The sequence below is a fragment of the Waterburya agarophytonicola KI4 genome (assembly GCF_020640915.1).
GTDB classification, from domain to species: domain Bacteria; phylum Cyanobacteriota; class Cyanobacteriia; order Cyanobacteriales; family Xenococcaceae; genus Waterburya; species Waterburya agarophytonicola.
In genome coordinates this window covers 44,259-58,730 of sequence record NZ_JADWDC010000002.1, presented here as the reverse complement: position 1 = coordinate 58,730, position 14,472 = coordinate 44,259, and the positions used below count along the sequence as shown (strand labels likewise).

General features: G+C 35.9%; 16 protein-coding genes and 1 pseudogene. 7 read left to right on the top strand and 10 right to left on the bottom strand.

Features of this window, described 5'->3' with window-relative positions:
- Positions 1–77: 77 nt before the first annotated feature.
- Positions 78–689: a DUF938 domain-containing protein gene (locus I4641_RS01070; RefSeq protein ID WP_229638572.1), complete on the bottom strand. Its 612-nt coding sequence runs from the start codon at positions 687–689 to the stop codon at positions 78–80.
- 111 nt (positions 690–800) lie between these two features.
- Between I4641_RS01070 and I4641_RS01065 the strand changes: the two genes are divergently transcribed.
- A complete protein-coding gene (locus I4641_RS01065; RefSeq protein ID WP_229638571.1) occupies positions 801–2,468 on the top strand; it encodes a mechanosensitive ion channel family protein in 1,668 nt (555 codons plus the stop codon).
- Here the strand turns inward: I4641_RS01065 and I4641_RS01060 are convergent.
- Entirely contained in the window at positions 2,465–3,280 is an 816-nt protein-coding gene (locus I4641_RS01060) for a prepilin peptidase (protein WP_229638570.1), read from the bottom strand. The genes I4641_RS01065 and I4641_RS01060 overlap by 4 nt on opposite strands.
- A 61-nt stretch (positions 3,281–3,341) precedes the next feature.
- The gene (locus I4641_RS01055) at positions 3,342–3,551 is read right to left on the bottom strand and encodes a hypothetical protein (RefSeq protein WP_229638569.1); all 210 of its coding nucleotides are present in this window, start codon (positions 3,549–3,551) and stop codon (positions 3,342–3,344) included.
- Positions 3,552–3,800: 249 nt separating this feature from the next.
- On the opposite strand from I4641_RS01055, the gene I4641_RS01050 reads away from it, so the two are divergent.
- Entirely contained in the window at positions 3,801–4,694 is an 894-nt protein-coding gene (locus I4641_RS01050) for a tetratricopeptide repeat protein (protein WP_229638568.1), read from the top strand.
- A gap of 18 nt (positions 4,695–4,712) precedes the next feature.
- Here the strand turns inward: I4641_RS01050 and I4641_RS24410 are convergent, their stop codons facing one another.
- Positions 4,713–4,847, bottom strand: a complete 135-nt coding sequence (locus I4641_RS24410) for a PFE-CTERM domain-containing protein (protein ID WP_439655314.1) — start codon at positions 4,845–4,847, stop codon at positions 4,713–4,715.
- 381 nt (positions 4,848–5,228) lie between these two features.
- Between I4641_RS24410 and I4641_RS01045 the strand changes: the two genes are divergently transcribed.
- Complete coding sequence (locus I4641_RS01045) at positions 5,229–6,062, top strand: GGDEF domain-containing protein (protein WP_229638567.1); 834 nt, start codon at positions 5,229–5,231, stop codon at positions 6,060–6,062.
- Positions 6,063–6,130: 68 nt separating this feature from the next.
- Complete coding sequence (gene stpA / locus I4641_RS01040; RefSeq protein ID WP_229638566.1) at positions 6,131–7,414, top strand: glucosylglycerol 3-phosphatase; 1,284 nt, start codon at positions 6,131–6,133, stop codon at positions 7,412–7,414.
- A 37-nt stretch (positions 7,415–7,451) separates the two neighbouring features.
- On the opposite strand, the gene I4641_RS24065 is transcribed toward stpA, so the two are convergent.
- Complete coding sequence (locus I4641_RS24065) at positions 7,452–7,694, bottom strand: DnaJ domain-containing protein (RefSeq protein ID WP_369426700.1); 243 nt, start codon at positions 7,692–7,694, stop codon at positions 7,452–7,454.
- A 95-nt stretch (positions 7,695–7,789) separates the two neighbouring features.
- On the opposite strand from I4641_RS24065, the pseudogene I4641_RS01035 reads away from it, so the two are divergent.
- Positions 7,790–8,100 (top strand): annotated as a pseudogene (locus I4641_RS01035) (IS1634 family transposase); the annotation flags it as partial.
- Positions 8,101–8,223: 123 nt separating this feature from the next.
- Here I4641_RS01035 and I4641_RS01030 read toward each other — a convergent pair.
- A complete protein-coding gene (locus tag I4641_RS01030; protein ID WP_229638565.1) occupies positions 8,224–9,504 on the bottom strand; it encodes a tetratricopeptide repeat protein in 1,281 nt (426 codons plus the stop codon).
- 427 nt (positions 9,505–9,931) lie between these two features.
- The gene (locus I4641_RS01025; RefSeq protein ID WP_229638564.1) at positions 9,932–10,405 is read right to left on the bottom strand and encodes a hypothetical protein; all 474 of its coding nucleotides are present in this window, start codon (positions 10,403–10,405) and stop codon (positions 9,932–9,934) included.
- A gap of 280 nt (positions 10,406–10,685) precedes the next feature.
- Between I4641_RS01025 and I4641_RS01020 the strand changes: the two genes are divergently transcribed.
- Positions 10,686–10,877 (top strand): hypothetical protein, encoded by a 192-nt coding sequence (locus tag I4641_RS01020; RefSeq protein WP_229638563.1) that lies wholly within the window; start codon positions 10,686–10,688, stop codon positions 10,875–10,877.
- A gap of 46 nt (positions 10,878–10,923) precedes the next feature.
- Positions 10,924–11,211 (top strand): PepSY domain-containing protein, encoded by a 288-nt coding sequence (locus I4641_RS01015; RefSeq protein WP_229638562.1) that lies wholly within the window; start codon positions 10,924–10,926, stop codon positions 11,209–11,211.
- 77 nt (positions 11,212–11,288) lie between these two features.
- Here I4641_RS01015 and I4641_RS01010 read toward each other — a convergent pair whose 3' ends face one another.
- From I4641_RS01010 to I4641_RS01000, 3 genes are all read right to left on the bottom strand, one after another.
- The gene (locus I4641_RS01010) at positions 11,289–11,846 is read right to left on the bottom strand and encodes a manganese efflux pump MntP (protein ID WP_229638561.1); all 558 of its coding nucleotides are present in this window, start codon (positions 11,844–11,846) and stop codon (positions 11,289–11,291) included.
- Positions 11,847–11,994: 148 nt separating this feature from the next.
- A complete protein-coding gene (locus I4641_RS01005) occupies positions 11,995–13,062 on the bottom strand; it encodes a T3SS effector HopA1 family protein (RefSeq protein WP_229638560.1) in 1,068 nt (355 codons plus the stop codon).
- 33 nt (positions 13,063–13,095) lie between these two features.
- The gene (locus tag I4641_RS01000) at positions 13,096–14,283 is read right to left on the bottom strand and encodes a phosphotransferase family protein (protein WP_229638559.1); all 1,188 of its coding nucleotides are present in this window, start codon (positions 14,281–14,283) and stop codon (positions 13,096–13,098) included.
- Between the last annotated feature and the right edge of the window lie 189 nt (positions 14,284–14,472).

Sequence of the window (14,472 nt, the reverse complement as noted above, 5' to 3'; positions counted from 1 at the left end):
TAAAATCAATTATTGATTATTTCGGATTGAGAATTACTCCACTGAAAAGAATAAAAGAATAGAGGAATAAATTTGCTTTAACTCTTGACAAAGATAACCGATAAATTATTGGCTGGCATTTCTACTATTTGTTGCAGTTGGAAATTGGCAGTAGCTGCGGTTTCGATTACTGCTTCAAGATCCCTAACTCCCCAAGTAGAAGAGCGATCGCGCAAAGACTCATCAAATCTGGCATTACTAACAGCCGTATGCTCTCCATTGCGTTTGAATGGGCCATATAAATAGAGTATGTTTCCCCCAGATAAAATCTGTCCCGCCCCTTTCATCAAACCCAAACAAGCACTCCAAGGGGAAATATGAATCATATTAATATTCACGATCGCATCGATCGCTCGATCTGCGACTAATTCACTCCAATTGTCTTGGGTTACATTAATATCTAAAGGCAATGCCAAATTATCAGTATTATTAGTATTTTTCCAAGCAACAATACTTTCTCGTGCTGTGGGATTGATATCACTGGGAATCCAATGCCACGACTTAGAATTAGATGCAAAAAAAATAGCGTGTTCTCCCGTACCGCTAGCAATCTCTAAAATATTGCTTTGTGGCATTAGATTTTCACTTAATACTGCTAAAATTGCCTCTCGGTTGCGCTGAGTTGCAGGAGCATATTGTCTGGCATCCATTATAAGTTACTTAGATAAGTGGGAATCGAGTTTTGTTATTTTAGATTAAATAAATTAGATAAAAAATTTTGTTGAGTCAATTTTATTCCGCACAATTATGATGTTATCATCATGGCTTTGGTAATTATGTCGAACAAGGGTTTTATATCTTGGATTGTTATAGGTGCGCTAGCTTTTGCTACGGTATTTGTCTTACCAGTTCGAGCGCAACTGCCATTTTTGCCTAAAATAAGCTTAGAAACTTTTAAATTAAACCAAAATCAAGATCAAGCTCTTGTTTCTGGATGTGTTCGTCTCGATGGTCTTTGCATCTTTCAAATGTTAGATCAAAAGGCTAATTTAGCTCCAAGAATCAAGTTTACCGAAGAACGGCTTAAAGACATCAGCCAGAGCTATTTTGCCAGCGATGACTCAGAAGTAACCGTATCTCGTCAAGCGACAGGTACACAAGAAAGCATTTACGTGATAGTAGGCAATCGCCGAGTTCCCGTCCTCACCATGAATGAGCGAGATGCCGTGCGACGGGGAGTTTATTTAGAACACGAAGCAGAAAGAGTCGCCCAACAAATAGAAAGAGGATTGCGGGAAGCCAAAACCCAAAGACAAAAACCTTTTTTGCTCCGTCAAGGAAAAATTGCGGGGGGGATATTTTTATCCATGATACTAGGGAGTTTGCTCAATTCTCGTTTCTTAAGGCGATCCCAAAGGAAAAAAATAGAGATACGGGAAGATATTAACCAAACTATCTCATCCGAACTTGATCGACGCAAAAAAATAAATCTCCAAGAAGTAAAATATCGACTTTTACAATTTATTCAAGTCATTATTTGGGCAGTTGGTATAATTTTAATCTTGGGTTTGTTTCCCTATACTCGCACGACTCAACTGTGGATTATCACTATAGTTAGAATACCTCTACGGATAGCTTTAGTTACTTTAATTACTTATCTTTTGATTCGCCTCAGTTACGCTTTAATTGCCAAGATTAATTCTGTCTTTAGCAGTAATGCGATCGAAAATAATTATGTTTTCAGTCCTGAAGTCAATCGTAGATTGGGTTTGAGAATTAATACTATTTCTCGCTTGAGCAAAGGTATTGTTACTTTGGTGTGGATCTGTATTGGCATTTTTGTAGCACTTTCAATTATTGGCTTTAATATTGCCCCTTTGCTAGCTGGTGCGGGGATTTTGGGGTTGGCATTTTCTTTTGCATCCCAAAGTCTGATCAAAGATGCCCTCAACGGATTTTTGATTATTTTGGAAGATCAATATGCTGTAGGGGATATAGTGACTATTGGCACTTCGGGGGGAATGGTTGAAAATTTGAACCTGAGAATTACCCAGCTGCGAGATGCCGAAGGTCGCTTAATTACCATCGCTAATAGTCAAATCAATGATGTTGCCAATCATTCTAATGGCTGGTCGAGATCCGATATTAGAATAGCCGTAGCGTATCAAATTGATCTAAATAAGGCAATAGAAATAATTGAAGCAATTGCAGTAGAAATATGGGAAGATTCTGATTGGAGAAACAATATTCTTGAGTCTCCTCAAATATTAGGCGTAGAGGACTTTTCCGAGCGTGGAGTAGTTATTCGTCTTTGGTTTAAGACCGAACCTCTAAAACAATGGGAAGTTGCCCGCGAGTTTCGTCGTCGAATTAAAATAGCTTTTGAACAAGCTGACATACCTCTGCCTCTACCCCAACAACAAGTTTGGTTTCAAGAAGATGTATTTTCCCATTCTGGCAAGAAAAACCAAGGAAATATTCAACATTAAAACCTAAAAAAAGTATTAACATAGCCATTAATTATGGCATCGCCACAAAATAAGCTCAATGCACCCCCCAAAGCCAAAAAAGGACCAAAAGGCATCGGTTGTTTTTTACCCAAGATACCCAAGGCGATCGCGCCACCGCCAATAACTGCACCAAGACCGCAAGCGACAAAGCTAGAGACTAAAACATATTTCCAGCCAATCCAAGCCCCAATAGTTGCCATTAGCTTACCATCAGCATCTCCCATAGCTTGCTGTCCCAGCATAATCGAGCCTAACAAAGCAATAATTTCCCATAGCCAAATACCCAATACCGCACCACCAATGCCAAACATTAGCTGATTGGCGATACCTTTTCCCTGGGCTAGCTGCCAACCCCAGACAACTTGAAATAACAATCCCAAGACTAACCCAGATTTGGTTAGGGGGGCGGGTAAAGTCATGGTATCTAAATCGATTAGGGATAAAGATAATAACCAAGATAGAAAAGCACAATAGCCAATAGTTTCGATGCTATAGGCAAACCGCCAGAAAACCAACATAAAAATAATACCCGTGACAGCTTCTACTATAGGGTAGCGACTAGAGATTTTGGTTTTGCACCACCGACAACGCCCCTTCAGCCACAACCAACCAAATACAGGTACATTTTCTGTTACCCCCAAAGGATGTCCACATTTTGGACAGCGGGAAGGGGGATGAATGAGAGATATTCCCGCGGGAATACGATAGACAACTACATTTAAAAAACTGCCAATACAAGCACCAAACGTAAAAGCAAGAATAAAAGCGATCGCTGTAACCAGCGTTTCCATAATTTAGGTTTAAATAAAAAGACGGCAGGTAAATATTGAAAGATAATTAGAATTATTGGTTTTAATAAGCTTCCGATTCAATTTGTTTGAGAGGAATGAAGCATTCTCTGGGTAATAGTATGGGTTTGTGTTTAAATGCTAGTTGCCCTCGATGACTATCTCGATTGATAATTACCCCCATTGCTGGAGTATCAGTAGGAACATCTAAACTATAATAATTTCGATAAATATTTCTAGCTGCTTTAATTAAACTAGGATCGAAGAATGTCATATTCGACTCTTTAGTTTTAGTTGAATTGATTTTTCGTTTCGATGGTGTATAACTCACTCTCTCATCCCCAAAAATACACCTCTAAATTTAACCTAATTTTTTCCAGAAAGAAGGGCAGAAAAATAAATTTATATTACAAATGTTGATATTTACTTATTTGTTTGGTTAAGGAATGATTATTACTAATTACGGTACGGACAAGGTTTGTCTTGTTTCTTTAATAAATCTCTGGATCGAGACTTTTTTAGCGTGAATCAACGGAACTTTTGGGGATCGATTAAGGTAATTACTCTGCTAGTGTGTGCTAGTGGTGTAGCTTGGTTTGGTATTGGTTTAGTTGGCAAACAGCAACAGGTGGAACAGTTTGAACGAGCCAATGATTTACTGGTACAGCAAAAGTATAGTTCGGCAATTACCGCTTACGATCGCCTTTTGGCTACCAATATAGTTAAGCATCATTTGATTTGGATTAATCGAGGATATGCTTTTTTGGGTTTAAATCGATACCAAGAGATGCTGCAATCTTGTTCTACCGCTACTTTAATCGAGCCTGAAGCTGCTACGGGATGGAATTGCCAGGGAGAAGCACTATATTATTTAAAACAATATCCAGATGCACTTCAAGCATTTGATAAAGCTAGTAGCAAAAATCCCCAGGAGGCTACTTTCTGGTTGAATAAGGCTAGAGTGTTATCTAGTTTGGAGCAATACGAACAAGCGATCGCAGCTAGCGATCGAGCAATTGAATTAAGCACCCAGTCGACTGTAGATAATTTGGATCGAGCGATCGCCTTTAATCAAAAAGGTCAAAATTTGCTTAAAATAGAGCAATATCAAGCATCTTTGACGGCTTTTGAACAGTCTTTAGTCAATTCTCCCAATTATTTATCGGCACAACAGGGTAAAGGAATTGCTTTATACGAATTAGGAAATTATCAACAAGCGATCGCCGTTTTTGAGGAGATCTTAGAGCGCGATAATCTAACTAAAGAACAAAAAGGAATGAGCTTACTTTATATAGGAGTTAGTCTTTGTCAAACTCAAAAAACAACTGCGGGGGAAAAAGTTTTTCAGCAAGTTTTGCAATTAACAACCGATCCTCAATCACAAGAAATTGCTCAAAAGGGATGCGGTATTAAATAATTCTTACGAAACAAATTTCTAGAATACTGCCTTATTTTCTTTATGTTTACTGTCAGATCGCCGTTGAGAAATATAAGAAGCTATTCCACATCCTCCCATAATTAACAGCCCCAAGCTAGGAGAGAATTCAAAGGGAACTTCTCTGAAGGTGATGTCATCTAAAGCAAATTCATCTCTTGTGTTACTTCCAGAAACATCATTCCCCGACCATCTTAAATAAAAGTCACTACCAGCAGCAATATTGACTCCAGATAAGATGCTACTCTTTATTTAGAATAATCTTTGGGCAATTGTTTATTTTAAGCATTTTCATAAAGATCATCGATTAGATGTAATCTTAGAATAAAAGCACGAAATTTATTATCAAAGTATCACACTCCCATTGAACTCAATGTCTTTGTAGGTACAGTTTCTGTAAAATTCAAAGTTTAATTTAAAGTTTAATTTAAAATTATTCAAGATTTATAACAATAGTTTTGTACTATCATAAAACCAAAATTATTGCGATCGCTTTTAGCGAATTGCTTATTCTCAATGTTCATCGTCTCATTAGTTGAAACTTATTTTCACGTAGGTAATATTTTAATTTCTGTATGTATTCTCTTCTTTGGGTTGCTTTTTCTTCATCGTTTGAAATTTAGTTTACAGAAGAAAGCTATCTTTTTTTTCCTGATTGGGATTATTTTGTTTACTATCACAGAAGTCTTAATTCTTGCCAACGTCTCTTGGAGATCTGAGCTAATCGAAATACTTGAAGATGTCGTGAAGAGTAGCTTTATTGTTTGCTTTGGGATAACCCTTTTCTTTTTTAGGCAATCAGAGCAGTATGAAATTAGTAAACTGCATCGTAGAGCATTTAGAGATATTCTTACGGGACTCTACAATTATGCTTTTTTTCGCCAGTCAGGACAGCAAAAGTTTCTTGAGGCAAAGCGAAGAAAGCTACCCCTTAGTGTCATGATGCTGGATATTGATAATTTTAAAGCTTATAACGACCAATTTGGTCATCAGTCTGGTAACACTGCTTTGCAATGTTTTGCCAAAGAGTTAAAGCATATTACTAGAGAATATGATTTGGTAGCTAGATATGGTGGAGAAGAGTTTGTTGTTTTGATCTCCGCCGATCTTGATGAGGGATTTAATTTAGCTCAACGCATCTGCAATAGGATAGCCTCAGCTTGTAACCCCCAATCTCACCCAGAATTGTATAGATCTATCACGGTTTCTATTGGACTTGCATCAATAACGGAGTCAATTAATTCCCTGGACAAATTAATTGAAGCTGCCGATCTGGAATTGTACCGTGCGAAACAGGCGGGGAAAAATAGGGTTCACGTTATAAATGAAGTGCCAAATTCATCATCTTGAGTAGTTAAAAAAACTATGGTTGAATGAATGGTGTTAGTCAGAAGTTCTTTATCTATCTATATTTTCTCATGACAGTTCAAGATGCTGCTTTAAATCTGCGATCGCTTTCCCTCGACCATCAAAGTTTGAGTAAAATGCTTGTCAAGAAAGAAAATAGCTTAATTATTCAAGATCTTGACGGAGTTTGTATGGGATTGGTCAAAGATCCTCTGACAAGGGTAATAGATCCCCAATATCTTTCCGCAGCAAAATCTTTCGGCAGTCATTTTTATGTTTTAACTAACGGGGAACATATTGGCAAACGGGGGGTTAATGGCATTGTCGATCGCGTTTTAGGGGATGGCAATTTAGCCCAAGAAAAAGGCTTATATCTCCAAGGTTTGGCTGGGGGTGGGGTACAGTGGCAAAATTGTTACGGAGAAGTATCCCATCCTGGGGTTAGCGATCGCGAAATGGCTTTTTTAGCAGCCGTCCCCAATAAAATAGCAGACTATTTAAAAGAGTTGAGCAAACAGCCCAAATACGGTTTAGACGAGACAAAACTAGCCGCATACATTAACGCCACCGTCTTAGATAATAAAGTTTCCCCCACCGCCAATTTAAACGTCTTTCACGAAGTATTCCAAGATAATCCTGAATTATATGCCGACTTGCAACAAGAAATTAAATTCCTGATGGATCGTTTGCTGTCAGAAGCGCGGCAACAGGGTTTAAATGATTCCTTCTTCGTTCATTATGCCCCCAATTTAGGTCGAGATGAAGCGGGACAAGAAATAATGCAACCATCCCAAGGAAAAGATTCTGGGACAACAGATTTTCAATTTATGCTGCGGGGAGGAATCAAAGAAGTAGGGGTTTTAGTGATTCTCAATCACTACTATCATTTGCAGACTGGGAAATATCCTCTAGGTGAAAGTTTCAATGGGCGACAAGCACCAAAAGAGCAAACTGCACTGCTTAAATTAGTCCGAGATAATTTTGACCCCCAAGTCATGCCTACTATAGTTGGAGTGGGGGATACAGTAACTAGTAAAGCAGTAGAAAATCAGGGTCAAATGGAATTCAAAAGAGGAGGAAGCGATCGCGGTTTTCTCGAATTAATTCAAGCATTAGGTCGAGAATTTCAAACTAATAATGTAATTGTTTACGTAGATAGTAGCGGTGGCGAAGTTAAAAACCGCCAAGCACTAAAATTAGACCGTTCTAATCCTCAAGATATTAAAGTAATAGAAGGCGTGGGCGATCCTAGAGATACAGAAGATCCCTTGACCTTAAACATAGCTTTTCCTGGGGGACACAAAGAATATATTACCTTCTTTTGTCATACTGCTAAGAATAGAGATTTTGATTAAAAACCTGGGGGTTCGCTTTAGTGGGGGGTGCTGACATTTAGCTAGCCAACTGAGACAAAATTTCAAAAGCGATATACACTTCCCTAAAAGCTTCGGTTGTTCCAACCGTATCAGGATGAGTTTCTAACGCTTTTTTCCTATAGGGAATTTTTAATTCTTGTTTGGAAAAAGGTAAATTTAAGTGCAGAATATCGAGATAATTTCGATATCTTCGATCCCACCTTCCGCACGTCAAAATGTAATATAAAGCAATCAAAATAATCAGTAGAAAAAAAAACACCGATCAAACAAACTCTAGTAATAAATACTCAAAAAGTCTCAAGGTAGAATAAATTTAGTAATCAGTAGAATTAATTATTAGGTAAAATTCAAAAATTAGCTACCAATAAGTTAGATAAAAACTCTTTTTCTTCAGATAATATTTTCAGAAAATATAAAGAACAACAAGCTCCTGAAAGGGGTTTTGCTTTCCTTAAAGACTCCTTGTTTTTTGCTGACAGTGTTTTTTTGAAAACGACTCAAAGAGTTGAAACTATGGCGATGCTCATGGGCTGGCTGCCTTCTAGTTTATTCTGTGGGACAAAGACAAGTTCGCTCTACCATTACAAAGGGCAAAAACAGGGATTAAAAATCAATTATGTAAACTGACAGAACGACCTACATTACGTTGGATATTTCCTCAATTTAGTTTTCTTTGATGAGAAAAGAACAATAGAAAACTTGGGTATTTTGGCTTAATGTTGGTCAGGATTGAGAAGTTATTTTTATGAATTGTTGATTAATACATTTTGACGTGCGGAAGGTGGGTTTTATTGAGAGTTCGACTTTAAATTAGTTTTCTCAATCTGTCGATTAAAATACTTCACTTTATAATCAAATTCTTTTGCTATTACTAAAGCTTCTTGGAAAGAATTCGCGGCTCTATCTGGTTGATTTAATTTTAAATAGATCTTACCCAAGGTATCATAAGTATCGATTGCACCATAAGAATTATCAGCTTGTTTTTCAACCGTTAGTAATTTCTTGTATATCTCGATCGCTGGTTCTAATTTTTCCTGCTGTTGATAGAGTTGGCCAATGCCGATTAAAGCATCTCTAGCAATGGCTAATTGTCGGGTGGTAGATGCTTTTTCAAATACCAGATGATAAGTTTTCATGGCTAGATCGAACTGTTTTAGGGTGACGCGATCGCGAGCATTAGCTAGTTCTAATATTGGTATCTGATTATTTTTTTCGGCTTCAATATATTGCACGATTAAAAGTTTTCTCGTGGAGATCGCTTTATTAGTGAATCGACCATGATGATAAATTTCAATTAATCTTTTAAGCTGTATTTCTCGATCTTCCTTGGAACTATTATCGTCAAGTAATTCTTGATAGATATTAGCAGCATTACCATAATCGAAGATACCTAAATATAACTCGCCCAGCTTATTTAAAAGCTTTTCCTTGGCAACAGAATTATAAGTTTTTTTTTCCTCGACTAAAATTAATTGATAAACATCTATTGCTTTATCCAAATATCGTACTGCTTGATAAGCAATTGCTAGCTCGTCCAACAAATTGGGGGTTAATCTTTTTTTCGTACTTTCTTCAGTTTGAATTGCAATTAAACGATTGGCAATATTTCTGACATCTTCACTACGATTCTCTTCCCAAGCGATCGCTCCAATTTTACCTAAACTAATAATTTCTGCTTCCGTATCAATAAAGCGAGTTAACCTCAACTGGCGGTACCACAACTTCATTGCTAGATTGACATTATCGCGATCAAATTCAGTTTGAGCCTTTTTCTCTAATTGAGCGATTTCTTTTTCAATGCGATATTTCTCAAAAGAAGTTAATTCTCTTGTGCCAGATCCTTTGGGGATTAAAGCATCTTGACGATCTAAAACTAAAGAATTAGACAATTGGGCGATCGCACTCTCGACAGTTCCTATAATGGAGGAAACTCCCGCAATATGCGGAGCGGTATCCTTTAGGGCAGACTGTCTCGCTATTTGGGGTACAGTCATAAAACTACTCATTCCCAAACCAGAGACTAAAAATATTGTGCAGCAGCTATCCAATAATATGTTGATTTTATTCATTAGTTAAAAGCAAAAAGTGAAACTCCCCAAAGATATCTTTACTTCTAATTTACATTTATGTGAGAGTTTCATGAGAGAGCTTGATGCGACTTAAATTTACTTGGCAGTAACTTGTCTGTTCTAAAACTGCATTGTAATTCATCAAAAACATGAATACTTGGCAATAAAAGAGCACATTCACATCAAGATAAATCGTTTCGATTATTTACAGAGTGAGTTTTGTCGATCTTGCGATCGTAAACTCTTGCTCTTCTTTTTTTGTCTCTATTTCCTAGCGTTAGTTTTAGAGAGGCTGAAACTTGGAATTAGCTTTTAGCTAACTGCTGTCGATATTCTTGGACATCGGTGAGAGTTTTGACCCCTAGCTCAGTCAAACAATAGTATTTTCTTCTTGCTCCTCCTGAACTCTCGTCACCCCAGCGATCGCTTAAAAGTTTTCTATCGCACAGATGAACAATCCGATAGGAACACAGTGGGAAACTGCATTGCTTGTTAAATTAACGAGCAATGGTGAACGAATTGCTTTAAATAGTTTTAGAGCAACGCGAGCTTTTAAGCCAGTAATACGGTGAAACCAGACTACAATTTTTGGTCGTTCTGTTTTTGTACTACAAATACTCGCAAGAGGAATGCCGATTTCTTCTCCAGGACAAAAAACGACATCATCTGCCCCTAATTGAGATGCGATCGCTCTAGCAAATGCCCAATTTTCTGGTATTCCTGCTAAATTAGCGCGAATTTTGTCAATAAGTTTGATGGGATAAGATTTTGGAGTGATAAAAGAAGCATTCAGACTTTCGGCGAGCATGCTTAAATCGAATTTAGGTAGTTCTGCTGTTGCCGAAGATGCTTCTTCAAAACGTTTAGCATGCACTCTCGTCAAAACAATATAGTAATTCATTATAATAATCCATTCGTCATAGTACAGAAAAATGCAGAGTTTTATGTATGTTTTGCTCTGCTTTTTAAGCACAATTATTTGTATTTATGAATTGTTATTATTGCGGAAAAATATGACACCAATATGTCAAAGGATTTAATTTTGATTGACTGTCATGTAATCAATTAATTATTAATTTTTATGTAAAAATAATAAAATTGTGGATTAATCAATTATAAATAAAAATAACAAGTATAGGTATTTAATATGCCTTTGCATTAATTAAATCAAGATAAGAAAAATGGATTATAAAAAAACAACTTCTAGGGCATTAACGATCGCTTTATTCTTAGGTTTGATGACTAATTTGAGTGGATGTGAAATCGGTGATACGGAAGGGAGTGAAGGGGGCGAAGAAGGTGTTAATACCGAACAACAATCACCAAAAACTGATGAAGGTGGTGAAGGTGGTGAAGGTGGTGAAGAAGATTAAACTCTAAACAAACTCTTCAGCGATATAGTCATTTTGGTAGAAAAAAATGAAACTTAATGCAACTAAAATTAGAAAATGGCATCGGTTACTTGCACCGATTATGATTTTACCAATTTTATTAACGGTAATCACTGGAGTAATATTTCAAATTGGTGAATTAGGCGGTTTTGAAGATAAGCTACGCTGGGCAATTCATTGGCATAAAGGAGATTTTGGCTACATTGATTTTCAGAAAAGTTTTCCTTTTCTCAATGCTCTAGGATTATTGTTTTTAACTTTTACTGGTATTTCAATGTGGTGGAAAAGTCGCCGTAAACCAAGCTCAAAATTATAAACAATAGTTAATTAATTGGTAAAGAGGTGAAGAGATTAAACCAGCAAATAATTATATTATCTCTTCATATCTGCCAATCATGCTAAATGCTCAAATAGGATTTTACTACCAATAAAAATCAAAATCATTCCTCCCATAACCTCAATTTGATGATTTACACGATCGCCAATTTTATGACCGATAAATACGCCAATAAAAGACAAACAAAAAGTAATTACGCCAATTAAAGTGGCTGCCAAAATAATTGAATTTTTAATTAAAGATAGTCCTAATCCAGCAGCTAGAGCATCAATACTAGTAGCGATCGCCAGTACTAAAAGCGTATAGGAATCCACAGGATTATATTTTTCTCTTTCAGTTGGTAACTGAAATGATTCGTAAATCATCTTACCTCCAATAAAACTTAGTAAACCAAAAGCAATCCAATGATCGAAATCAACAATAAAATCACTAAATTTAATCCCGCACAACCAACCAATTAAGGTCATTAAAAATTGAAATCCGCCAAAAAATAAAGCAATTTTCAATGCTTTGTTGATTTTAATTCTTTGGATTAATAATCCGCTAGTAAGAGATACGGCAAAAGCATCGGCAGCCAAGCCCAAAGCTAAAAAAGTTGTAGCCAGAGAATCCATTAACTAAATATTAAGTATTTTAATATCTGTATACTATCATTTTAATCAATAATTTTCTTGTCTTTTTTATCATATTTGTATCACGATTAAATCATTTTTTTATCATCATTTTAATATAAAATTAGTAACTTTATATTAATCCTAAAAATTATCTATCAAAAGGTATATATTGATTTTTTCTCGTTTGTTTTTGCAGTAAATAGGGAGATTGACAACTGATTTTTTGTGACCTAAATGCTTGTTTTATACATTGAAGACGATTTTGAGGAGAATTATCTTCTTCATACCAAGCAGTTAATAAACCAGAGGCGATCGCGCCACAACGACTATTCACAAAACCGTCTTCTGTTGCTTCTGCCAAACTAATTCCTGGTGCTAACTTGAAGGTACAGATTGGAGTTTCATTATATAAATGTGGCTGTATATCTGGATAGATGGCTTTAATTATTTCATTGACTATTAAATAGTCAATACAAAAAATTTCTAAAATTACCGCATCATAACAGGGATAATTATGAGGATTGTCAAGAACTTTTAAAGTGAAGGGAATTTTAATATCGTTCAATTGTCTGGTTAATTCTCTCATCAAGACAATTGCCCCTTCAGGGCTAGTATTGAAATAAATCTCGATCACTTGCTGTTGATTATCCTGAGAAAAATCTACTAACCCATGATTACTAATGGCTACATAAAATTCATCTTGCCAGCGATTATGAGGTAATAAAATTGCAACAAGCTCGTTAATATTAGCTTGAGAATCTTGAGTGGCTAAATGGCGATCGCGTTGAATATGAAAAGTTAGATTATCTTTTTGTACAGCTAAACTTCCAGCTTCTTCTTCTCTAATTACTAACCAGCCAGGATCGAAATAACCTGTGCCAAAATTATTAGCTTCTAGTTGTTCGTAAAAATCGCGATCTACTCCTTTAATACTGTTATTCTCCAGAGGTATACTAATTTCCTTTACTGATGAATTAATTTGATTAATACAACCATGAAAATAAATATCTGCCAAATAACTACGCAACTGCAAACTAAAATATCGATTTTGAAATTCTTTTGGTAACTTTTGCAAATTATCGACTATTTCTGGGGCAATTTCTAAAGGAGCATAATCTGGATGTCTGAGATAAAAATCCGTACCAATTTCAATTTTATTGACAATATCTTCTAAACTAGCTGCCAATTCTGATGATAGCTGTTTCAATATTTCCATTACTTCACTTCCTGACTGCGATCGCTTAATTAGTTATGTACGAGCTAATTCTTCATTGTTCATCTCTTGTCCAAATACAGTCATCATTGACTCTTGAGGATGACACAACAACATCTTGGCAATCTGAAGCAGACAAATTCCTGTATTATCAAAAGGTTCGCGATATTCTATTTTTGCCAGAATTAACTCGATTAAATGATAACCAGCAAATTGAATTGCTTTAGTTAAAAAATCAGAATTATGATGAGTAATTTCGGGAAAAGCCGCTAAATAAGAATTAGTTAAAGCCACTAAACTAGGTTGAATAAATGCTAAAGGAGTAGTCGCTAAACTTAAAGTAGTGCGAATATCAATATCCGTCCCGACAATCAAACTACCCAGCCATAATTTAAGATAATTAGCAATAATAGTTCCCAAATCAAAAGCAGGATCGCCCCAGCTAAATCTTTCCCAATCAATAATACGAATAATTGCCTCATCTTTTCTCTTGCTAAGAGATATTAATTCAGCTTCATTAAGAGCTGCTTGGCAAGATAGAGAAACTAAAATATTAGCTAAGCGAAAATCACGATGAGTAAGACAACAAGGAAGCCACTTTTTCTCAAGTTGAGCAATTGCTTCACCAATTACTACCTCCCGTTGATAGAGTCGATAAAATTTAAAAGCATCTTCTCCCACTTTTCCGATTAATTCGGGTTTAATTCGACTCAAGTATTTAAGTAGATTAGGTTGTTTCTGTAAGTTATAGTTACTATCTTTAGCTAAAAAATCGCGATAATTATTTTGCTTAAAAGTAAGACGATGAATAGTTGCTAAAGTCTCGCCTAGTGCTGTAGCGATCGCAGTTGGAAAAATCTGATGTTGATCATAAAAATTAGCGAGATCGCAATAGTTATTTAGATAATTAAAAACAATAATCGAGTTGTCGCGATCGTAATCAATAGCTTCACTAATAACATTCTGTAAACAATTAAGTTGAGGGAAGTGACGAACTAACCTTTGAATTAGCCATTCCTGCTGAAATTCTCCTTTAGTTTTACCTTGAGTATCCCAACATTCCTGTTTAACTAGATAATGGCAATTATCAGAAAAACTAACCAAAAGATTAAAATTTTTACAATCCTTGGGTTTAATTGCGCTAGGAGATATTTCGGTAGATGAGCAAATATTTCTAGCTTGTAAATACTGCCAAACATTGTGCGAACTTAAGCTAAAAACCATGATTTTTATACTCTTATGCCGTCATCTGTTAATTGTTTTTTTTGATTACTTATTACTAAATCTCTTAACTTGAAAAGAACTAGGGTTTCCAATCCCGATGTCTCGACATTAAAAACCCTAGTATAATGAAAGTAGACTTTTTAGCTGGGGATAAAGTAATATCCTTGACTATCTTTTTGGGGTGGATAT